At 43.5% G+C, this 22062-nt stretch carries 15 protein-coding genes; 5 read left to right on the top strand and 10 right to left on the bottom strand.

Annotated features, from left to right (window positions below):
- The first annotated feature begins 69 nt into the window (after positions 1–69).
- The 4 genes from VCM39_RS02170 (at position 70) to VCM39_RS02155 (ending at position 7071) form a co-directional block, all read left to right on the top strand.
- Positions 70–1419 carry a glycoside hydrolase family 88 protein gene (locus tag VCM39_RS02170; protein WP_322933512.1) on the top strand — a complete coding sequence of 450 codons (1350 nt, stop codon included), beginning with the start codon at positions 70–72 and terminating at the stop codon, positions 1417–1419.
- A gap of 813 nt (positions 1420–2232) precedes the next feature.
- On the top strand, positions 2233–3342 hold the full coding sequence (locus VCM39_RS02165) for a glycoside hydrolase family 105 protein (RefSeq protein ID WP_221649213.1): 1110 nt from the start codon (positions 2233–2235) through the stop codon (positions 3340–3342).
- 42 nt (positions 3343–3384) lie between these two features.
- Entirely contained in the window at positions 3385–5475 is a 2091-nt protein-coding gene (locus tag VCM39_RS02160) for a glycoside hydrolase family 2 protein (RefSeq protein ID WP_323674015.1), read from the top strand.
- A gap of 54 nt (positions 5476–5529) precedes the next feature.
- Positions 5530–7071, top strand: coding sequence for a Gfo/Idh/MocA family protein (locus VCM39_RS02155; protein ID WP_007487418.1), 1542 nt, complete (start codon positions 5530–5532; stop codon positions 7069–7071).
- 117 nt (positions 7072–7188) lie between these two features.
- On the opposite strand, the gene VCM39_RS02150 is transcribed toward VCM39_RS02155, so the two are convergent.
- The 10 genes from VCM39_RS02150 to VCM39_RS02105 form a co-directional block, all read right to left on the bottom strand.
- Positions 7189–7650 (bottom strand): low molecular weight protein-tyrosine-phosphatase, encoded by a 462-nt coding sequence (locus tag VCM39_RS02150; RefSeq protein ID WP_221649211.1) that lies wholly within the window; start codon positions 7648–7650, stop codon positions 7189–7191.
- A 39-nt stretch (positions 7651–7689) separates the two neighbouring features.
- Complete coding sequence (locus VCM39_RS02145) at positions 7690–9489, bottom strand: DUF4091 domain-containing protein (RefSeq protein WP_322933510.1); 1800 nt, start codon at positions 9487–9489, stop codon at positions 7690–7692.
- A 34-nt stretch (positions 9490–9523) separates the two neighbouring features.
- Positions 9524–11980 carry a primosomal protein N' gene (gene priA, locus VCM39_RS02140; RefSeq protein WP_322933509.1) on the bottom strand — a complete coding sequence of 819 codons (2457 nt, stop codon included), beginning with the start codon at positions 11978–11980 and terminating at the stop codon, positions 9524–9526.
- A 242-nt stretch (positions 11981–12222) separates the two neighbouring features.
- Complete coding sequence (locus VCM39_RS02135; RefSeq protein WP_221649208.1) at positions 12223–12807, bottom strand: porin family protein; 585 nt, start codon at positions 12805–12807, stop codon at positions 12223–12225.
- 74 nt (positions 12808–12881) lie between these two features.
- Positions 12882–13994 carry a gliding motility protein GldN gene (gene gldN, locus VCM39_RS02130; RefSeq protein WP_322933508.1) on the bottom strand — a complete coding sequence of 371 codons (1113 nt, stop codon included), beginning with the start codon at positions 13992–13994 and terminating at the stop codon, positions 12882–12884.
- Between the two features lie 27 nt (positions 13995–14021).
- Positions 14022–15518 (bottom strand): gliding motility protein GldM, encoded by a 1497-nt coding sequence (gene gldM / locus VCM39_RS02125; RefSeq protein ID WP_221649206.1) that lies wholly within the window; start codon positions 15516–15518, stop codon positions 14022–14024.
- Between the two features lie 12 nt (positions 15519–15530).
- Positions 15531–16310 (bottom strand): gliding motility protein GldL, encoded by a 780-nt coding sequence (gene gldL / locus VCM39_RS02120; RefSeq protein WP_195349594.1) that lies wholly within the window; start codon positions 16308–16310, stop codon positions 15531–15533.
- 2 nt (positions 16311–16312) lie between these two features.
- The gene (locus tag VCM39_RS02115) at positions 16313–17749 is read right to left on the bottom strand and encodes a formylglycine-generating enzyme family protein (RefSeq protein WP_002558116.1); all 1437 of its coding nucleotides are present in this window, start codon (positions 17747–17749) and stop codon (positions 16313–16315) included.
- Between the two features lie 14 nt (positions 17750–17763).
- A complete protein-coding gene (locus VCM39_RS02110) occupies positions 17764–18729 on the bottom strand; it encodes a PorP/SprF family type IX secretion system membrane protein (RefSeq protein WP_002558117.1) in 966 nt (321 codons plus the stop codon).
- Positions 18730–19136: 407 nt separating this feature from the next.
- Entirely contained in the window at positions 19137–20570 is a 1434-nt protein-coding gene (locus VCM39_RS02105; RefSeq protein ID WP_322933507.1) for an aspartate ammonia-lyase, read from the bottom strand.
- Positions 20571–20734: 164 nt separating this feature from the next.
- Between VCM39_RS02105 and VCM39_RS02100 the strand changes: the two genes are divergently transcribed.
- Positions 20735–22045: an anaerobic C4-dicarboxylate transporter gene (locus tag VCM39_RS02100; RefSeq protein ID WP_322933506.1), complete on the top strand. Its 1311-nt coding sequence runs from the start codon at positions 20735–20737 to the stop codon at positions 22043–22045.
- Positions 22046–22062: the final 17 nt, after the last annotated feature.

Raw genomic sequence — 22062 nt, 5'->3', positions numbered from 1 at the left:
GTCCGCAACAGCCTCCTTCCCCCAAAGGAGGTGTTGCGGATTTTTTTTATACTCTAACACCCTCTATTTATGAAGAAAAGCATATATGTATCAGGACTGCTCCTCCTACTCTCCTTAGGATGTAATGTAACAGTCGCCAACGGTAACCATACTCCTCCCAGCTACACAGACGTTGAAAGCCAAGTGAAACGGGTGGCAAGCTGGCAGATAGATAACTTCCGCTATTCGGCTTCAGGAAACCTGCACGACAATGGCATAGCCTCCTGGGCACATTCAGTATTATACATCGGCCTGTCCGAGTGGGCGACACTGAGAGAAGAAGAGAGCGGGGCCTATTGGGAGTGGTTGTCCGGTATCGGCACCCAAAGTAACTGGAAGATGAACGGTATTTATCCTTATCATGCGGATGAGTTCTGCATCGGTCAGTTCTTCGCTGCCATGTATGGCAAACACAAACAAGATAAGATGATTGCCGGAACCCTGGAACGTATGGAACGGGTGATGTCCGATACCCGTAATACTTCTATGAGTTACCGGAACAAGGAGGCATGGACGTGGTGTGATGCCCTGTTTATGGCACCTCCCTTGTATGCCCGGATGAGTGTTTTAAAGAATGATACCCGCTATTTTGAATTCATGGACAAAGAGTTCAGAAAAACCTACGACTACTTATTCGATAAAACCGAAAAACTATTTTATAGAGACGACAGCTATTTCAACAAGACGGAAGCCAACGGCAAAAAGGTATTTTGGGGCAGAGGTAACGGCTGGGCAATAGCCGGAATCACCAATATTCTGAAAACACTGCCTGCGGATTCCGAATATAGAAGTTATTACGAAAGTATCTTCCGTTCATTGGCACAAAGTCTCATCAAATTGCAGGATGAAAAAGGAGCATGGCATGCCAGCTTACTGGACCCGGATAGCTATCCGGCACCCGAAACAAGTTGTACGGCTCTCATTACGTATGCCCTGATTTACGGACTGAACAACGGGCTGTTGACACAACAGGAAGCGTATGAACCTGCAATAAAAGCATGGAATGTATTGTGTGAAGCGATACACGAAAATGGAAAATTAGGCTGGGTACAACCTATCGGGCAGGACCCGAAGAATGTAACCAAAGATATGACAGCTACTTTCGGCGTAGGAGCTTTTTTACTGGCAGCTACCGAAATGTATAAGCTGACAAAAGGAGGCGGTACGGGGATAGAGGAAGAAGAAACGGACGAAGATCTCCTTTCTTACCCGGAAACAAGAGTTACCATCTATAATGAACAGGGAGTCAAAGTGGCTAACGAGTTATCGAGAAATCGCACTTGTAAAGCAATCATACAAAATAATAATCTACCCAAAGGACTGTATGTGATAGTTCTACGGAATGGTGGTAAAAAGAAAGTCATCAAATACTTATACTGATCAATAATGAATCGAATCTATTTACGATTAGACGATTGACGATGTACGATTGAAGTTACCCTTTTAAAAGCCTGTTTTTCAGCAATGCTAGAAACAGAGTAATTCCAATCGTACATCGTAAATCGTCTAATCGTAAATAGATCCAGTTTTGAGCTTAATGGCGTTTGTCATTGCTATCAGTCTCTTTCTCCGGTATTGATAAAGCTCTATCTCGTAGAGTAACGTATGAAGCCTCGGTGTGTAGTCTTGTTTTAGATGTACATGTAAAGCAGCATGAGATGCACATGTCGTGCTGTCCCACATGCACATGTCGTACTGTTTTACATGTACATCTAAAACAAGACTACACACCGGGGAAAGGAGCGTTCCTTTCTGAGAAAGACAAAGTACAACACCGGGCAACGGTAACAATGCCGTCTACGGATACTTCCTCCATCGAAAAGATAGGATCATAATCTTCGTCACTGTACGGTTTTGAGTGTATTTCACCACAGAGTAACACGGAGTTCCACAGAGTTTAAATCTTTTTTGAAACGCATAAACGCAGATTTTCACAAAAGGGAACAAATGTATGATAAATAACTACAGTCTTTTAAGCTGTGTTAATCCGCGTTTCATCAGATAAATAATACTCTGTGAAACTCTGTGCTACTCTGTGGTGAGTTCAGTTCATGTCCGATCAGTAATGAATCAATGAAAATTGAAGATACCAACATAGGGTAAACGCCATTTTTAGTGTCTAAAAAGAAAGTGGGTAGTAATACTAAATGATAATCCCACAGTTAAAGTAGAATCATTAATTAAATCAATTTCATGAAAAAAGGTTTTATGGTCCTTGTTGCCTATCTGATCGGAACTGTAGCATCGGCACAGGTACCTTTCACAAAGGCAACCACCAAAGAAGTGATGAAAAGAGTAGCTGATTGGCAGATAGCCAATCCCAACAACGGAGCTGAGCACGACGACCTGGACTGGACGCACGCGGCCCTCTACATGGGCATGATAGACTGGGCAGAAATAGCTGAACAGGAAGACGGTAACGATACCTACTACAAATGGTTATTGAAGATAGGGCGGAAGAATCATTTCCAGGTAGGGAAATGGATGTACCACGCCGATTTCATTGCGGTGGGACAACCCTTTATCGACTTATACAAGAAGTACAAACAGGAAAAAATGATCATGCCGGTAATGGCCCGCGCCAACTGGGTGGTAGAACATCCTGCAAAAACGACCCTGGAACTGGATTACAGAAAGTTAGAGACACTGGACCGTTGGGCATGGTGCGATGCCCTTTTCATGGCACCTCCCGTATATGCAAAACTCTACGCCCTCACAGGAGAGAAAAAATACATAAAGTTCATGAATAAAGAATACAAGGCTACTTACGACTATCTTTTCGATAAAGAGGAAAACTTATTTTACCGTGACCGCCGCTACTTCGGAAAAAAGGAAGCCAACGGAAAGAAGGTTTTCTGGGGACGTGGCAACGGTTGGGTACTTGGAGGTCTTGCCGAAATACTTCAGGCACTCCCTAAAAAAGACAAGAATCGTGACTTTTATGCAAAATTATTTGTTACTTTGTGCACGCGTGTAGCAGAGTTACAGAGTCCGGACGGATATTGGCATGCCAGCCTGCTCGACCCCGCTTCTTACCCTTCGCCCGAAACCAGTGCCACCGGCTTTATTGTCTATGCCTTGGCATATGGAGTGAACGAGGGATTGCTGGATAAAGAAACCTTCGCGCCTGTTATCACAAAAGGTTGGCAGGCCATGTTGGATGCCGTAGCACCGGATGGCAAATTAGGTTATGTACAACCCATCGGAGCAGATCCGCGTAAAGTGACCCGCGATATGACCGAGGTGTACGGAGTCGGTGCATTTTTATTGGCCGGCAGTCAAATTTACAAGATGGCAAACTAATAATCATACTATACAGTGAAGAAACATATTTATACCTATTTATTGCTCATCGCTTGCTTATGTAGCTACCCGTCTCTCTTGCACGCCCGTGAGACAATAAGTTTCAATCAAGGCTGGTTATTCAAAAAAGGCCCTTTTTCAAGTGAACCGGCAAAGGTTGTCTCCCAATGGAATTCTAAATGGGAGGAAGTAGAAATTCCTCATACCTGGAATGCTAAAGATATGCAGGTGAAAGTGAACTCCTTTTACGAAGGAACAGGATACTATAAAAAGAACTATTATGCGGACAAGAGTTTGCAGGGCAAACGAATATTCTTACGATTTGAAGGAGTGGGCACTTGTACCGAAGTTTATGTAAACGGGAAACTGGTGGGTACGCACAAAGGTGCATATTCCGCTTTCGCCACAGAGATAGGAACAGCTCTAAAATATGGTGAAGATAACGAGATACTGGTGAAAGCAGACAACACAGCCCGCCCGGATGTTATCCCGGTCAATCACAGTCTTTTTGGAGTATATGGAGGTATGTATCGCCCCGTGTGGCTGATCGTTACGGAACAAAGTAACATAACAGTTATGGATTGTGCTTCGCCCGGTGTCTATATCACACAAAAAAATGTGTCGCATCAATCGGCAGATATTACCGTAAAAGTGAAACTGGACAATGGCAGTCTGAAACCGGAATCTTTGGTACTCCAAAATACAATTTACACACAGGAGGGAAAGAAAGTAGCTTCTGACGATCAAGCCATTGAGCTTACTCCGCAAGGAACTCAAAGTTATTACACTACTTTTAAACTCAAGAAACCTCATTTATGGCAAGGCCGCAAAGACCCTTATTTATACAAAGTTGTTTCCCGTCTGTTGGCCGATGGTAAAGTGATTGATGAAGTGACCCAGCCATTGGGAGTACGCAAATACGAGATCATAGCCGGCAAAGGCTTCTATCTGAACGGAGAGAAATATCCGATGTATGGAGTGACAAGACATCAGGACTGGTGGGGCCTGGGAAGTGCTCTTAAAAATGAGCAACACGATTTTGACCTGGCTACTATCATGGATGTAGGAGCTACTACCGTTCGTTTTGCCCATTACCAACAATCCGATTATCTCTATTCCCGTTGTGATAGTCTTGGATTGATTATCTGGGCAGAAATACCTTTCGTTAACCGTGTAACCGGCTATGAAGCAGAAAACGCACAGACGCAATTGCGCGAACTGATCAGGCAGAGTTTCAACCATCCTTCCATTTACGTATGGGGACTCCATAATGAAGTATACCAACCACATGAATATACGGCTTCATTAACACAAGCCTTACATGATTTGGCTAAAACGGAAGATCCCGACAGGTACACAGTCTCAGTCAACGGATATGGGCATGCAGAACATCCTGTAAACCAAAACGCCGACATACAGGGGATGAACCGTTATTTCGGTTGGTACGAAAAGAAGGTTCAGGATATTAAGCCCTGGATAGAAAATATGGAAAAAGAGTATCCCTGGCAAAAGCTAATGCTTACGGAATACGGAGCAGATGCCAATATCGAACATCAAACCGAATATCTGGGAGACGCCCTGAACTGGACCAAACCTTTCTATCCGGAAACCTTTCAGACAAAAACACACGAATACCAGTGGAGTGTGATAGCTGAGCATCCATCTATCATTGCATCTTACCTTTGGAATACGTTTGATTTCGCTGTCCCGATGTGGGGACGCGGCGGAGTACCTGCACGTAATTTAAAAGGACTGGTTACTTTTGACCGGAAAATAAAAAAAGATTCTTACTTTTGGTACAAAGCTAATTGGAGTAAAGATCCGGTGTTGTATCTTACACAACGCAGAAACACCGAACGCGAGAAGAAAGTAACTTCAGTTACTATATATTCCAATATAGGTACTCCGAAAGTATATCTTAACGGCCAAGAGTTGAATGGTATACGAAAAGGATATACAGACGTACATTACGTCTTTGATGAAGTAACCCTGAATAATGGCAAGAATACATTAACAGCTATTGTCCAGTATAAAGGTAAAGAATATAAAGACGAAATTGAATGGAACTATACCGGTGAGAAAAAACGGGAAGCAGACTCCTATGTTAATAAAAGTGTACACGCCGGTTGGTAATACACAAAGTATCAAACTTGTTTTGCCACATTTTTAAACTATAAATTATATATCATGAAAGGATTAAAGTTTTTATTATTGGGTGTTTGTGTAGCTTTTGCCGCATGCTCTGCCCAGTCACCATCCGTACAAGTATCGGATAAAGGAACCCACTGGAGCTGGGATAAAGGAACCATCGTAGTGGAAACCCCGGAACGTCCCGCAGGACAGACCAGTGTAGTCGGGCTGACTACTCCGAAAATGGATGTCGTTCGCGTTGGTTTTGTAGGATTGGGCATGCGTGGCCCTGGTGCAGTAGAGCGTTTCACCCACATTCCGGGTACACAGATTGTAGCCCTTTGTGATTACGAACAGGAACGTGCTGAAAAATGCCAGCAGTATCTGAAAAAAGCTTCTATGCCTAAAGCGGCTGTTTACTCGGGTGAAAAAGGATACGAAGAGTTGTGTAAACGTGACGATATAGACCTGGTTTATATTGCTACCGATTGGTTACATCACTTCCCGGTTGCTATCTGTGCTATGGAAAATGGTAAGAATGTAGCCATTGAAGTTCCTTCGGCTATGAACCTGGAAGAGTGCTGGGCATTGATCGACATGTCAGAAAAGACACGCAAACACTGCATGATTCTGGAAAACTGCTGTTATGACTGGTTTGAAATGAATACATTGAATATGGCTCAACAAGGAGTATTCGGAGAAGTACTTCGTGCCCAAGGTGCTTATATTCATAATCTGGAGCCATTCTGGGATCATTATTGGAAGAACGGAGAAGCTGACAAGTTAGGCTGGCGCCTGGACTACAATATGAAACACCGGGGCGATGTATACGCTACTCATGGCCTTGGCCCTGTAGCTCAGGCACTGGATATACACCGTGGAGACCGTATGAAGACATTGGTTGCCATGGATACCAAATCGGCAGTAGGCAAAGCACTGGTAGAAGAAAGAACCGGTGAGGCCTGCAACAACTTCCGCAATGGTGACCACACTACAACACTCATTCGTACAGAGAATGGAAAAGTGATCGAAATACAGCACAATGTAATGACTCCGCAACCTTACAACCGTTTATATCAGCTTACAGGAACCAAAGGCTTTGCTAACAAATACCCGGTACAGGGTTATGCACTGGATGCTAAGCAAATGAGTGCTTCGGGAGTAGAACCCAAAGTGGACGACCTTAGCTCTCATAGCTTCCTGCCCAAAGATGAGATGAACGCTTTAGTAGAGAAATACCAGCACCCTATTCTGAAAAAATATGGTGAAATGGCTAAAGAAGTAGGCGGACATGGCGGTATGGACTTCATCATGGACAGCCGTCTGGTATACTGTCTGCAAAATGGCTTGCCACTGGATATGGATGTATATGATATGGCAGAATGGTGTTGCCTGGCAGAACTGGGAGAATTGTCTATGGATAACAATTGTGCTGCAGTTGCTTTCCCTGACTTTACCCGTGGCGAATGGAATAAAGTACAAGGTTATAAACACGCTTATGCCAGCCCTGAAGACGAAGCTGCCACTATGGAAAAGGCCAAAGCTTTCACAGAAAAACTGAAAGAACAGGGAGCCAAAGAGTGGGCTGAAGAGAAATAAAAGAAGTTTATAGCTTCTAATCATAAAGAGAGCCATCTTCAATCTGTCGGACAGGTTGAAGATGGCTCTTCTTTTAACCGATAAGCACTACAAATGCAAAAGTACACTAAGTATATTCTACCGTAGATTATTCAGTAACCCGCTACAGGCATCTTCAAGAACATCAATCACATACTCAAAACCTTCAGCACCTCCATAATACGGATCAGGGACGTGATCGGCAGGAATACGGGTACAATATTCCGTCATGCGATGAATTTTCTTCTGCTCTTCCGGGCCCGGGGCACGCTCGTTCAAATCATCAATGTTCCGGTCGTCCATTCCGATTATAAGATCGAAATTATAAAAATCTTCAGTACGTACCGGACGGGAACGGTGAACCAGATTGTAACCACGACGGGCGGCATGAGCACGCATCCGGCTATCCGGCAACTCTCCCTGATGATAAGATAAAATACCGGCAGAGTCTATCACAAACTCCTCTTCCAGCCCAGCTTCTTTCAGAAGATGCAACATCACTCCTTCGGCTGTAGAGGAACGGCATATATTACCGAGGCAAACAAACAATATCTTCTTCATTAATTCAATCCAATTTATAATAAGGGGTTCTTTCTCACACTACAATGAGTTCAAAATCTCATTCGCCCTATTTACAGTTACAGCAGCTGGTGTCTCCGGAAAATCAGCCAGACGGAAAGCAGACAACATCTTCTCTATCTTTTTCCAGCCTGCTTTGTTACCTTTCTCCAGAAATTCTTTACGGAGCAGAGTTATCTTTTCATGCGCCTGAATCCCTTCAATCAACTTTTCGAACCGGATGGAACTACGCGCACCGGGATATACCAGATACGTATCACCACCTGCCCAGGTACGGAAACGGGAATCGAGCAAAGGTTCGAGCGGCCAGCTATTGTATGCCCAACGCAGATAACCATTCAAATGTTTCTGTGCTGAATAGAAGCTCATCCAGGCAGCCTCAGCCGGATCAGAAAAGGTAAATGTATTGGGATAAGCCTCAGCACAAGAGGTATAATAAGTGGTCGGTTTATTCTCCGAAGCGCGACGCATACGCACATCCACCGGAAACTCCTGTCCGATACTGATGCAGTAATCATAAAGAGCCGGTTCAATCTCTGCATGATAATTACCTGCCAAAGACACTTTGAACTCCGGATCGGCTTTGCGAATCACTGCCAATGTCTTTTGCATCACGTCCATCGGACGTTCATCCATAGCAATCGTGCAAATATCAAACCATCCTTTTTCCCGTAAATGCTTCGAAAAGGAGGATAACATAGCCACCCACATCTCTTCGTACTCTTTATCTCCGGGAACCGTCTTCACCGCTTGCAGCGTATTGGAAGCCTGGTCAAAATATTGAAATGAGAGTTCCCAAGGCACCATTGAATAACAATTTATCTGCCGGTTGATCCCCGTACTCATCATAAACTCTACCCAGCGGTCGAACACTGTATAATCAAAGCTCCAGGTACCATCTGCCTTTTTCATCCAGGTCACCATCGTTTCAAAAAAATCTTCTGTCTGTCCGTTCCAGGGTTTGTGCATTATACTGGCGGTAATAATCTTCTGCCCGGCATCTGCCAACATTTTCATCAACGGCCGCATGACATCCAGATGTTCCTGACTCCAAAGCGGTACCTGATAATAACGGGCCACAGCAAACGGATTTTGCCAAAGATCGAGATGGTAAGCCCACTGGGAAGGAACAGGCAATACCCGGTTGGACACCTGAATTTCTAACCGAAGCTTACCCAACAATTGCTCACCATCTTTAATCAGTAAATCTCCTTTATAAACTCCGGGAGCTACCGATTGCGGTACCTGACATTTTACCCAAACAGGTTGTGTAGTCATTGGCAGAAGTTGCATATCCTGTATGGTATGATCTATTGGATCTGCCACCAACAAAGAATCAAATAAAGAATGATCGGGACGATATCCGCAACCACCTTTCTTATCCTTATTCAGTTCATCCGTCATTACATAACGGACAAAGCCAAGGTTACAGGCATCAGCAGGAATCAGGTCACCTTTGTTATTTTTCAAATCAGTGAGGCTGCAATTCAACTCTTTTACCTCGCTACCCGTCCATACAACGGCCTGCGCATTTACTCTTTCGCCACGCCAGGCACGTAACCGAAGGGTGTTTTGCTGTTTTAACCCCGGCACAACATGTTTTGCATAACGTACATCTGTGGTTCCCCAGGAAGTATGCGGAGATTTAACCGCAGCCCATTCCTGCGCCGAGGGCTGCACCGGGTCCGGCAACTCTATATAAGAGTTCACCGGGTAAGGAGCTTGTCCGGTTGGCACCCCACACTGGGTTGTTCCTTGCTGAGCAAAGGAGATTCCCGTGCCCAACATACAAGAAAATAAAAATACCGTAATTCGCTTCATAGTTTCTATTCTAAGGGTAAATAAATATATAAATCTACATAGGATCGACATCGTAGTACACTATCAATGATTTGAAACGCTCATCTTCAATCATTTCACGCTGTACTTGCAGGAGTAACTCCCGCGCACGGCTCATAGGAGCATTATACTCTATCTTCACAACGATCTTCTTTATAAAAAAAGTCTGAATACGTCCTACCGGAGGTTTATCCGGACCTAACACCCGTGCCCCGAATACCGAACGCAGTTTTCCTGCCATTACATCAGCCGTTTGTTCCAGCATTGCTTCATTCCGGTTTTTCAGGTATACATAGACCAACCGGTAATAAGGAGGATAATGGAACATCTGTCTTTCGGCAAGCTGCCCGTTTACCATTTGTTCATAATCATTCGCCATCACCTGTGAGATAATAGGATGATCTATACTTTTGGTCTGCAATACAACACGGCCTTGCTTATTTCTTCTTCCGGCACGTCCGGATACTTGCGCCATCAACTGAAAGGCCCGTTCATAGGAACGAAAATCCGGATAATTCAACATGGTATCCGCATTCAGAATTCCCACCACACTGACATGATCAAAATCCAATCCCTTGGACACCATCTGTGTACCGATAAGAATATCCGTTTTTCCCTGTTCAAAGTCGGCAATAATCTTTTCATAAGCAGAGCGGGTACGAGTGGTATCCAAATCCATACGCGCCACAGCCGCCTGAGGAAAAGCTATTTTTATATCATCTTCTATTTTCTCTGTACCAAATCCTCTATTAACCAGCTCTGTTCCGTCACAGGCAGGACAGGAACGGGGCAACTGATAAGTATACCCACAATAATGGCAAGTCAACTGGTTGATACCCTTATGATAAGTCAGACTGACATCACAATTCTTGCATTTAGGTACCCACCCACAAGTGCGGCATTCAATCATCGGAGCAAACCCACGACGGTTCTGAAAGAGAATAACCTGCTCTTTTTGCTCCAGTGCCTCACGTATGTATTGAAGAAGCAACGGAGAGAATTGCCCTACCATCCGCTTCTTACGATGCAGCTCCTTTATATCAACGGGAATAATCTCCGGCAACCTGATTTCTTTGTATCGCTCTTTCAACTCAACCAAACCGTATTTGCCGGTAGTAGCATTATACCAGGTTTCCACTGAAGGAGTAGCAGTACCCAATAAAACTTTCGCACCATACAAAGAAGACAAGACAATTGCCGCATTACGGGCATGGTAACGAGGTGCAGGGTCTTGTTGCTTATAGGTATTCTCATGTTCCTCATCCACTATCACCAAGCCAAGGTTCCGAAACGGAAGAAAAACCGAAGAACGTACTCCCAATATAATATCGTATCCTTCATTACCCAATTGCTTTTGCCAGATTTCCACACGTTCCGCATCCGGAAACTTTGAATGGTAAATCCCCAAACGAGCACCAAATACCCGTTTCAAGCGTTCGGTAATCTGAGTAGTAAGTGCTATTTCCGGCAACAGATAAAGAACCTGTTTTCCCTGCCGGATCATTTCATTAATCAAATGAATATATACTTCTGTCTTTCCACTGGAAGTAACACCATGCAGCAAACAGACATTCTTATCACGAAACTGCTCTGTTATCTCATCATGTGCACGCTGTTGGTGTTCATTCAACGGATTGAGAGATACCACATTGTTGACCTGAACATTTAAACGCCCGATTTCACAAGAATACACCTCAAAAATCTTCTTCTCCACCAATCCATTCAACACAGCGGGAGAAACACCGGCACGTTCCAGCAATTCTTTCTTAGACACCTCCCTCACAGGGGTATTGCCTAACACCCCCGAAAGTTCTACATATTTCATCAACAAAGCCAACTGCTTGGGCGCCCGGGAGAGAATGTCAAACAGAATATGCAGGCGTCTTTCATCGGGAACACCTGCCAGACGAACACGAACCTCGATTTTGGGTTTATAGGTTCGCCGAAGTTCCTCCTTCACAAAAAGAGCCTCTTTATCAAGCAAGGATTTAATAACAGTAAGAATGTTTTTAATACCACTCTCCTTCTCCAGCTTGGTGACGCATTGCTCTGGTTCTTTAGACAATAAATCAAGGATGAGTTGTTCTTTCTCAGACAAACGTCCTTCTGCCTCAAAATCCGGATTATACTCTACAATCGTCTCACTCTCGAGTTTAAGCCCTGAGGGCAGAGCAGCTTTGTACACATCTCCCTGTGTACAGAGATAGTAATCCGCCAACCATTCCCAAAATTTAAACTGTACCGGCAGTAAAACAGGATCAGTATCAAGTATAGCAGATATTTCTTTTACTTCATACTCAACGGGGGCATAAAAATGTACATTACAAACAATAGCTGTATAAAACTTCTTCCGTCCGAAAGGAACCACAACCCGACACCCCGGCTGAATATTTTCCGCACCCTCATCGGGGAGAGAATACGTAAAGCTCCGGGGAAGCGGCAGTGGCAATATGACATCAACATATTTTTTCATTACGAGGACAAAGATAATGCAAACCGGGAGCAGAATAAAATGAACCCGTTCCTTTTTTATGCCAAGATGCAGTTTATCTCCGCTTTGGAGCAGAGATACAAAGCAGAGAAACGTATGAAAAGTGAGTTAAAGGGCTCAATTGACTACTTTAAACAAAAACGCGGATTAACGCAAATTTACACAGATTAAACATACTATCTGCGTAAATTTGCGTTAATCCGCGTTATATAATAATAGCTATTTTAGAAAAGATAAGCAGCAGAAATCTGCCAAGTCTTGGTTTTATAACTATCTGCTTTAAAGACACTATCAAAACCATCTTTCCATGTTACATCACCTGATTTTCCTAAAGGAATGTTATAGTTAAAACCTATCTGCAAATGCTTAATTAACTTCAAGCCGGCACCTACATTGACACCTACCATTGCACGTCTCTTGTCATAACCATTTTCATTGCCTTTGAAATCAAAATAAAAATCAGGACCTGCAGCGAGATAAATTCCCAGCAAACTTCCCAAACCTATATTATACTTCAGATTCACAGGAATATCCAATCCATATTGCTTTACAGCGTCGTTATCAGCCTTAATACCTTTCTGAGAGAACAACAGCGAACCGTCGATTCCCAGTCCTACAACAGGAATTGTAAATTCAGCCATGGGACCGATAAAGAAACCTGCCATATTATCTGATTTCAGAAGTTTATCATCAAAAGTCACTTTTGCAACATTCACACCACCTTTAACACCCCACTTAAGTTGTGCCTGGGCAGGCATAGCCATACCTATACATACAGCTACCAATAATACACTTATAATTCTTTTCATAATCAAATTGTGTTTAAAATTCGGGACAAAGATATGTATTTAAAATTAAAAAACACAAATTAGGACTATTTTGTTCATCGTCTTTGTCTGCGAACCGAAGCTTTAGGAGCAGCCGCCTCACGTTTAGAGCCTTGACGAGCGCTGGAAGTGCTTGTCGTTTTTTCACGCCCTTTCTTTTTTGAATTCGTTTTTACAGTTTCCTCAGGTTGAGCAGTAGCTTCCTGCTCCACTGCTGCCTCTTCGGCAGCCGCTTTTGCAGTTTTCTTCGCAGAAACTTTTTCTTTGATAGCTGGTTTGGCAACTGTAGAAAGTGTATCCGATCCATACAAATGTTTTTCAAAACTGGCCAGTTCTGTTTCTATCCTCTTCTGCTCCTTCATCATTGCACTATCGGTCTTACAATATTCGGCCAAAGGACGATTCTGTAAATTGGTAGTTTTATAGATCTCCCCGTTATATTGACGGGTAACAAAGAAATCATCCATACTACGGTTGGCCACATTATTAAAGTTGCTGGCCATCACCATAGCTCCATTCAAATAAGGAGCAATATCTTTATAGTTCACCCAGAACATAGGTAATTTTACCCGTTCCGAACTAAAATCTTCTGAGCGATGATATACCGGACAAAGAGCTGTTATCACCGAACCGTAAGTAGAAGAACGCTGGTCAAAATACCACACTTCCTTCACAAAATAACTCAATATATCACCAGAAGGTATATCACTGTTTTCTATAACCAATACGCTATCCCGACGATCTTTCAGTTTTCTCTGTTCGTAATAGATGCTGAAACGGTCAAGCACATCCTTGAACTTGATCTCATTATCAGCTGTCAATCGCTCTGTGCCATCCAACGTATATTCATACGCCGGAATCTTCTTTTGCCCCAACAATTTAAAGATCAACGAGAAAAGATTCATTCTGTCTCCCATTGGTTCTACCGGATAATAAAGTGCTCCGTTCTCTTCTTTCGTCATATCCAATGTACGATAAATCTCACGTGTCCATACCACATCTTGCGGAAGTGATTTGGAACCAGGATATCTGGTCTGAGCACGGACAGAGAGTTCGTTGGCACTCTTATTCTCTTCCTGAGCAGCGCGGGCCTTCGGTTGTGCCCATGTGGGAAGTATCCCTAACAACATGGTAACTCCAACAGCTATAATAATTTTACGTTTCATCATTCGTAACTCGTAATTTGTAATTCGTTATTAATTCACTATCACTTCCAGTGTCGTTGGCAATGAACGTTCTACACCGTCCGGCCCTTTAGCACGTACCCGTGAGATATAAAAGCGTTTTCCACGTGACAAGCGACGGAACATATCTTTCTGCCGGGACGAGAAACTGGCACCGGATGAAACTTCCGGTACAGCATTACCCATATTATCAAAGAAAGTAGTTTCGAAGCCTAATACCTGGAAATTAATATTCAGCAATCCATCATCAATGGCAGCAATAATACCGTCCGTATTCATCAGCACAGCTTTTGGCAAACCACTTCCGCCGCGATAACGTTTCATATTACCATTGGCATCCTTATACTCTATAAACGGAGAAGGATCGGGCAATTGGCGCACCCGGTACGAATAATCGCCCATAACCTGTGTACGTCCATCTACTGTTGCCGTAACACGTATCACGGCCTCTTTTCCGATAGCTGTAGGGCGTGCCACATAGCCACCGCCTACCCGTTGCAGTGTTCCATTGCCGTTTGCAATACTCGCCTGTACCTGTCCGCTGGGAACCCCCGGTACAGAAATACTGATCGGGTTGTCATATCCGGCATACAACACATTCATCAAAGTAGCAGAAACAGTAGCAGAAGGTTCTACCACATTATATTTCTGAGAGAAATCACGACGCAATATATCGCCATTCCCCCGGTTCAATTCCATATATCCCTGAAGAGTAAACTCACCGGTAGTATTACAAACCGTCTCATAAAATCCATGAGCATCTTCGGGCAATTGTTTGTCACCAATGTAGATAGCAGGACGTTGGGTAGAGTCTACTGCTGCCAGAATAATCTGTGCACTCAATTTGCCACCACGCACCACATTCTGCGAACTGGGAATCACGTAAGCATTAATCTGATTCACACGCACATCATGTACATCAATGTCTTTTGTCAGCGTATGTAATACTTCACCTTCAGCATAACGTATATCGCTCTGCAATTTTGTAAGCAGAGTAGCTGCAGCAGCCACCGGAGTACCTTCAAAAAGACGGGGAATGTTCAGCGTAAGGTTATCGCTGATGATTTTCTTCTGTACCGGATCTTCTATCTGTGCCAGAATTTCGGTTTTATATTTACTGATCCACGAAGCCAATTCTTTTCCTTTACCCGTACGGGGGGAAAACATCACATAAGAAGCTGCTTCCAGGTCTTCCTGACTTGATTCATTAATCTTCGCTTTCAGGTCTCCCACGAAAACATAGAGTGAGTCGGACATCCGCTTTACATGCATTGCTTTATCATACCACGGCCCCACCTTTTCAGGGTTTTTCTCCATAGACTCCGCCAATGCATTGTACAGTGAACGGTTCTGTTCGGAGGAATTGGATGTAGTACGCGTCAGACTTTCATCCACAAGGGTAAAGCCACGCAACACATCCGAGGAGACGTTGAGTGCCAGCAATGCCATAAGAACGATATACATAAGGTTTATCATCTTCTGGCGCGGTGTCTGTGATCCAAAGCTCATAATTATTCTTTTTTATTTTGAAGTCATAGCCTGCAACATACGGGCATACACTTCGTTGAGTTCTTCAATCTGACGGGCCATTCTGCGAGTTTGTTCATGTACCTGGTCAATGGTTCCTATCTGTGTACTTACACTACGCAACTGCATTTCGTAAATAGCATTGATACCTGCAAGGTTTTTACTCAACAGATTCATTTGTTCCGTATCCTGAGAAATAGTCTGTGCCTGTTCCGTACAACGGGAAAGCATTTCAGTCATCGCCTTCAACTGCTCCAGATAAGCAGTAGTAGCTTCTTCCATCTCCGGAGTAACAGGTGCATTATTCACCGGATCAGCAACAGACTGAACAGGTGACACCGGAGCACCTGCCTGTACAGGCGCACCACCTTGTACCACTACTATCGAAGGACTTCCTCCGGCTGCAGCTACATTCCCTCCGGCCATAGCACCGGCATTCATCGGCATTACTCCCTGTTGGGGTAAAGTATCACCGGTAACCACTGCACCAGCAGGCATAGCACCCACTACCATGGGTTCTCCGGCATCCTCTTCTTTCCGCTTCACACCCGAAAGATCGAAAGCAGAAAGGAAGAATATCAATACCTCAGTACCCATCCCGGCAAACAACATAAAGTTGGCCCCCGGCAAGTGAGTTAATTTAAAGAGCGTACCCATGATTACTACCGATGCTCCCCAGTTGTAAGCGTAGTTCATGATTGTCTGTCCCTTGGGAGTAGACATAAAATCCTGTATTTTCTGCCGCAGACTTCTCTTATTATCTCTATTTGCCATAATTATCTTCCTTTCTTATTATAACCAACCTGTGTACGTACGCATCGGAAACCGATATAGGAACGCTGTTCGTTTTGATATTCTGAAGTTCGGGCATCCGAACGGATAAATGCATTGACATCTTTCCATGAACCACCACGAACCACTTTCTTCTTCATCCTGTAGGGATCTTCTATAGCAGCATTGTACCGCAAATCCGGATTGACATCGCTCATTGACATCACGCCCGACTCTGTATATACTGTCGATGTCCATTCAGAGACATTACCTGCCATATCATAAAGTCCGTTCACATTGGGTGAATATGCCCCTACCCGGGTAGTAATCAGGTTACCGTCTTTCGTATAGTCTCCCTTACCGGGTTTATAGTTAGCTTTGTAGCATCCCTTCTCATCTTTCGTCTCTTCGTCAGACCACGGGTATTTATTGCCATCACGTCCGCGTGCTGCAAATTCCCATTCGGCCTCTGTCGGGAGGCGATAACGCTGTATGAACCGGGCTTGTCCCTTGAGTCCGGCAAGCAAATAATTGGTACGCCACACACAGAAAGCATTTGCCTGTTCCCAGCTGATACCCACAATCGGATTGTCATTATAACTTGGATGATTGAAATACAAACGCATATATGACTCATGGTTCGCATTCGGGAAGTCATTTACCCAGCACGTTGTATCGGGATAGATATTAATGATGTAACTGTTCAGAAAATCCCATTCGCTGGAGAGCGGACGCGTAATCGTACGATTCACAATACGACCGTCATCATCAATGTAAGCCGTATCCTTAGAAATCATAATCACCTCATCCGGATTGGCAGGAATATCTGTATTCTTATTGCGTTCCGTAGGATTCAGACGGTTACGGCGCTTAGCAGCCTCCACATAGTCATAAACTTCATAGTAATAGTTCATTTGTGAAGCGTCCAGCATCATCGTCCCATCCACCGGATGTTTCCTATAGACACTCTGGATAGCCATCTGCTCATCTTCTGTGGCTTTTCTCCATGGAATAGGTTTCGACCAGTTAAGATAAGGTTTGATAGGATTGCCTTCCCGGTCTTCTTCTATTTTATAAAGTTCATTGCCTCCGTATGCCGGATCAGCAAGACGTTCACGAATAATAGAATCGCGCACCCAGTATACAAACTGTTTGTATTTGGCCACGGAAACCTCCGTCTCATCCATCCAGAAAGACTCCACCGATATTTCTTTTGTCGGTACGGGAGCACCCCAAAGCGAATCCTGTTCTTCGGGACCCATCTTCAGAGAACCTCGTTTTATCAGCACCATGCCATAAGGGGCGGGTTCGTTCCATGCCGTAGTACTGACACCTGTCACCTCTCCGCCAGGTGCGCCGGAGCCTCCTCCTACCATGCGTCCCATACACGAAGAAAGCAAAGCGACCAGCAACGTCACTGCTATACAGTTTTTACTTCTCATTCTTTTCTTCACAATTATAAGATTCGTATACTCTTATGTTTATTCTTACTTTTCTTAAATAAATTGATATCCATCGCATAACTTACTACCAGATCATGGCTCCCGTTTCCGATCCCAATCTTCGAGGTATAAGCTTCGTAAGCATATCCTACTGTTACTCCACGAATCGTAGCTCCCAGACTGATTGTAACAGAAACTCCCGGCGAATAGGTGAGCCCACCAACAAATACTCTTTCGTTAAAAGTGTATAATACACGACCTGTCATATCGAGTCTTACCGAAGTTAAATTACTCTGTAATAAGAGCGATGGTTGTATGGAAACTAACGGATTACGAGTCTGAATATTGTATCCTCCCGTGAAATAAAGCATTGGATCAACCTTAAATTCATTGGTCGTACCGCTCTCTTGTGTCCCGAATTCTACGGTTGGTGAGGTTAAATGTTGCCCAGAGAAACCGACATAAAATTTCGGATGCGAATAAAATCCACCTATCCCCAAATCAAGCCCCATACCACTTTGTTGCTGGGTAGGAAAAGCCGGATCATCCTGTTGGTCTTCTCCGAGATAAATATTTGCAGGATCAAAGGAGACATTGATAAAGCCCACCTGTAAACCAATGCCCAACCTTCCTTTCCGTATTTGGTGCTTATAAGAATACTGCAGCCAGACACGTTGATTTCTAAAGAGTCCGATACCCTCATTGAAAAAACCCGCTCCTACTCCATGCTTTTTATTGAACAGCGAAAAAGGCATGTCAGCACCAAAATACATACTACGCGGAGCATGGGTGAAGTTCATCATTTGCATAGAGTATGTACCGGAAATATTGAGTTTATCAGTCTGTCCTGCCCACGCAGGGTTATAAAAGCCCTTCAAATCCCAGTATTGAGTGAAGTGCACATCAAACTGCGCCTTGACTTTCAAAGAAGAGAACAAAGCCAGGGTAGTGAGGATACATATAAAAAGAAACCGGTTCATCAGTATAAAGAACTATAAAACCGAAAAAAAATTGTGTGAAAGGAGTAAATCATTTGATAATGTGATGTGATGGCAATGTCTTGAAAATTAACAGTTGACTCTTCTTTTAGATGTATACATATAGACTATATACTTTTTCTGTTCAAATATATACCGATATAATGTACTGTATATCTTATTCCTGCACCAATAAACAGTACTACCCTATTACAAAAACGCCCGGATGTTCTTCATCAAAACATCCGGATGTTTTATACAACAACATGGGGATGTTTTATAGAAGAACATCCCCATGTTTTGCTTATTCAAATCAGTTACTCCACCTCCTTAAAAGCTATTACATATTTGCAGAAAAGCTTATTGCTTATACATGGAATAACCTACACTCTCGTTTACTGTATAAAGCCTTATTTATTCGGCTTTATATCCAGCTTTACCGGTTTAATCATATTTTCCGGTTTCAAAATAGTATCGAGGTCTTTCTTAGAGAGAATATCATGCTCCAACACCAGTTCATAAACACCTTTTCCGGTTTCAAGAGCCTCTTTGGCAATCTTCGTAGAATTCTTGTAACCAATCACCGGATTAAGTGCAGTAACCACACCAATACTATCGTGTACATGACGACGGCAGGTTTCTTCATTGGCCGTGATACCATTAACGCACAAAGTACGCAAAGTATCAAATCCATTCATCAACAGATCGGCTGATTCAAAGCAACACTGTGCCATGACTGGCTCCATAGCATTGAGCTCCATTTGTGCAGCTTCACCACTCATGGCTACACAAAGATCATTACCTATTACTTTATAAGCTACCTGATTCATTACTTCAGGAATCACCGGATTTACCTTACCCGGCATAATAGACGAACCGGGTTGCATGGCGGGAAGGTTAATCTCACCCAATCCGCAACGCGGACCGGAAGCCAATAAACGCAGGTCATTACAAATCTTATTCATTTTGACGGCAACACGTCGCATTGCTGACGAATACCCTACCATAGAGGAAGTATCCGAAGTAGCCCCTACCAGATCATCGGCCAGTTTTATATCCAGTCCGGTTATTTTCCGCAAGGCTTCAATGCATTTTTCTGCATATCCAGGCTCAGCCGTTATGCCGGTTCCGATAGCAGTAGCTCCCATATTTACCGTCAGGAAATCCTGAGCCGCAAAATCCAGATTTTTAATTTCATCCCGAAGAATACTTGCAAAACCATTGAAGGTCTGCCCTAAAGTCATCGGTACGGCATCTTCCAGCTGGGTACGTCCCATTTTAATGATATGTGCAAACTCTCCGGCTTTCTTTTGGAAAGCTTCAATAAGTTCATTAAAATGTTTCATTAGTTTGAGATGAGTATAATACAGACCAATATGAATAGCTGTAGGATAAGCATCATTGGTAGATTGCGAACGGTTGACATGATCATTGGGCGAGCAATACTGATACTCTCCCCGCTTATGCCCCATCAACTCAAGGGCACGGTTGGCAATCACCTCATTGGCATTCATATTGGTAGTAGTTCCGGCACCTCCCTGAATCATATCTACCGGAAACTGCTCGTGATGCTTACCTTCAAGAATTTCTTTACATGCTTTCAGGATAACATCTGTTTGTTCTTTGGTCAGCAGATGAAGTTCATAGTTGGCAACCGCTGCTCCCATTTTAGTTATAGCAAGCGCATTTATGAACAAAGGATATTCATTGAGATGAAATTTGCTGATCTGAAAATTCTCAATGCCTCTTAATGTCTGTACACCATACAAAGCACTCTCCGGTACTTCACGACTTCCTATCAAATCACTTTCAGTACGGGTTTCTTTTGATAAATTCTGTTCCATAATATCTCTTTTTTAACAATGACGTTTTATTAGTTTCTGCTATAATAACCAAACCCGGCTCTTATTGTTTTAATAAATATGCGAAAACTATTCAACTTATTTTTTGTTGTTTTATCATATTAGCAGATTTCTGTTATCTTTACCCGACCTTAAAAAAGAAAGATATGATTTTACAATTAGCATTTGTACTAACAGCTATTATTATCGGAGCTCGCCTGGGCGGCATCGGATTAGGAGTAATGGGAGGTGTCGGATTAGCGATACTTACTTTCGTATTCGGTCTGCAACCGACTGCGCCTCCTATTGATGTGATGTTGATGATTGCTGCTGTTATTTCGGCAGCCTCCTGTATGCAAGCAGCCGGAGGACTCGACTACATGGTAAAATTAGCCGAAAAGTTGCTACGCAAAAACCCTTCGCATGTCACGATCCTCAGCCCGATTGTGACGTATCTGTTCACTTTCGTTGCAGGAACAGGACACGTAGCCTATTCGGTCCTGCCGGTTATTGCAGAGGTTGCCACTGAAACCAAGATACGCCCGGAAAGACCACTCGGTATAGCTGTCATTGCATCGCAACAGGCTATTACGGCAAGTCCTATTTCTGCTGCTACAGTTGCTCTGTTGGGACTATTGGCCGGATTTGATATCACTCTGTTTGATATTCTGAAAATAACAATCCCGGCTACAATCATAGGTGTACTGGTAGGCGCTTTTTTCTCCATGCGGGTAGGTAAAGAACTGATAGACGATCCGGACTACCAAAAGCGTGTTGCAGAAGGACTGATAAAAGAGCACAAAGTGGAAATCAAAGATGTACAGAACAAACGCCATGCGCTGGTTTCGGTACTCATTTTCATATTAGCCACCGTGTTTATTGTATTCTTCGGCTCATTTGAAGGAATGCGCCCTTCATTCCTTATCGACGGAGAAATCGTCACATTAGGTATGTCTTCCATCATAGAGATTGTCATGCTCTCGGCAGCTGCCCTTATTCTTTTGTTTACCAAGACTGACGGCCTCAAAGCTACACAAGGTTCTGTTTTCCCGGCAGGAATGCAAGCGGTAATCGCTATCTTCGGAATAGCATGGATGGGTGATACATTCCTCCAGGGGAATATGGGCGAACTAACCCAATCCATCGAAGGAGTTGTGCGCGAAATGCCCTGGTTATTTGGTATCGCACTATTCGTCATGTCTATTCTGCTTTACAGCCAGGCTGCCACTGTACGTGCACTGATGCCACTGGGTATTGCACTGGGTATCTCGCCCTATATGCTGATAGCCATGTTCCCGGCGGTGAATGGATATTTCTTCATTCCGAATTACCCTACTGTGGTAGCAGCTATCAATTTTGACCGCACGGGCACAACAAAAATAGGTAAATATGTGTTGAATCATTCCTTTATGATGCCCGGCATTGTATCTACAGTGGTAGCAATCGTATTGGGACTCTTGTTCATACAAATTTATTAAACCGATATATTATTAAC

Source organism: Bacteroides mucinivorans, assembly GCF_034654355.2.
In the GTDB taxonomy this organism is placed as follows: domain Bacteria; phylum Bacteroidota; class Bacteroidia; order Bacteroidales; family Bacteroidaceae; genus Bacteroides; species Bacteroides nordii.
The sequence above is the reverse complement of the archived record's forward strand: the minus strand, read 5'-3'. Positions and strand labels throughout refer to the sequence as shown.

What these genes read in the sequence shown, in the direction of transcription:
- VCM39_RS02150 (WP_221649211.1), bottom strand. Translation starts at nt 7,650, where the DNA reads ATGAAGAAGATATTGTTTGTTTGCCTCGGTAATATATGCCGTTCCTCT.
- VCM39_RS02155 (WP_007487418.1), top strand. Translation starts at nt 5,530, where the DNA reads ATGAAAGGATTAAAGTTTTTATTATTGGGTGTTTGTGTAGCTTTTGCC.
- priA (WP_322933509.1), bottom strand. Translation starts at nt 11,980, where the DNA reads ATGAAAAAATATGTTGATGTCATATTGCCACTGCCGCTTCCCCGGAGC.
- VCM39_RS02110 (WP_002558117.1), bottom strand. Translation starts at nt 18,729, where the DNA reads ATGAACCGGTTTCTTTTTATATGTATCCTCACTACCCTGGCTTTGTTC.
- gldL (WP_195349594.1), bottom strand. Translation starts at nt 16,310, where the DNA reads ATGGCAAATAGAGATAATAAGAGAAGTCTGCGGCAGAAAATACAGGAT.
- gldM (WP_221649206.1), bottom strand. Translation starts at nt 15,518, where the DNA reads ATGAGCTTTGGATCACAGACACCGCGCCAGAAGATGATAAACCTTATG.
- VCM39_RS02135 (WP_221649208.1), bottom strand. Translation starts at nt 12,807, where the DNA reads ATGAAAAGAATTATAAGTGTATTATTGGTAGCTGTATGTATAGGTATG.
- gldN (WP_322933508.1), bottom strand. Translation starts at nt 13,994, where the DNA reads ATGATGAAACGTAAAATTATTATAGCTGTTGGAGTTACCATGTTGTTA.
- VCM39_RS02115 (WP_002558116.1), bottom strand. Translation starts at nt 17,749, where the DNA reads ATGAGAAGTAAAAACTGTATAGCAGTGACGTTGCTGGTCGCTTTGCTT.
- VCM39_RS02170 (WP_322933512.1), top strand. Translation starts at nt 70, where the DNA reads ATGAAGAAAAGCATATATGTATCAGGACTGCTCCTCCTACTCTCCTTA.
- VCM39_RS02105 (WP_322933507.1), bottom strand. Translation starts at nt 20,570, where the DNA reads ATGGAACAGAATTTATCAAAAGAAACCCGTACTGAAAGTGATTTGATA.
- VCM39_RS02145 (WP_322933510.1), bottom strand. Translation starts at nt 9,489, where the DNA reads ATGAAGCGAATTACGGTATTTTTATTTTCTTGTATGTTGGGCACGGGA.
- VCM39_RS02100 (WP_322933506.1), top strand. Translation starts at nt 20,735, where the DNA reads ATGATTTTACAATTAGCATTTGTACTAACAGCTATTATTATCGGAGCT.
- VCM39_RS02165 (WP_221649213.1), top strand. Translation starts at nt 2,233, where the DNA reads ATGAAAAAAGGTTTTATGGTCCTTGTTGCCTATCTGATCGGAACTGTA.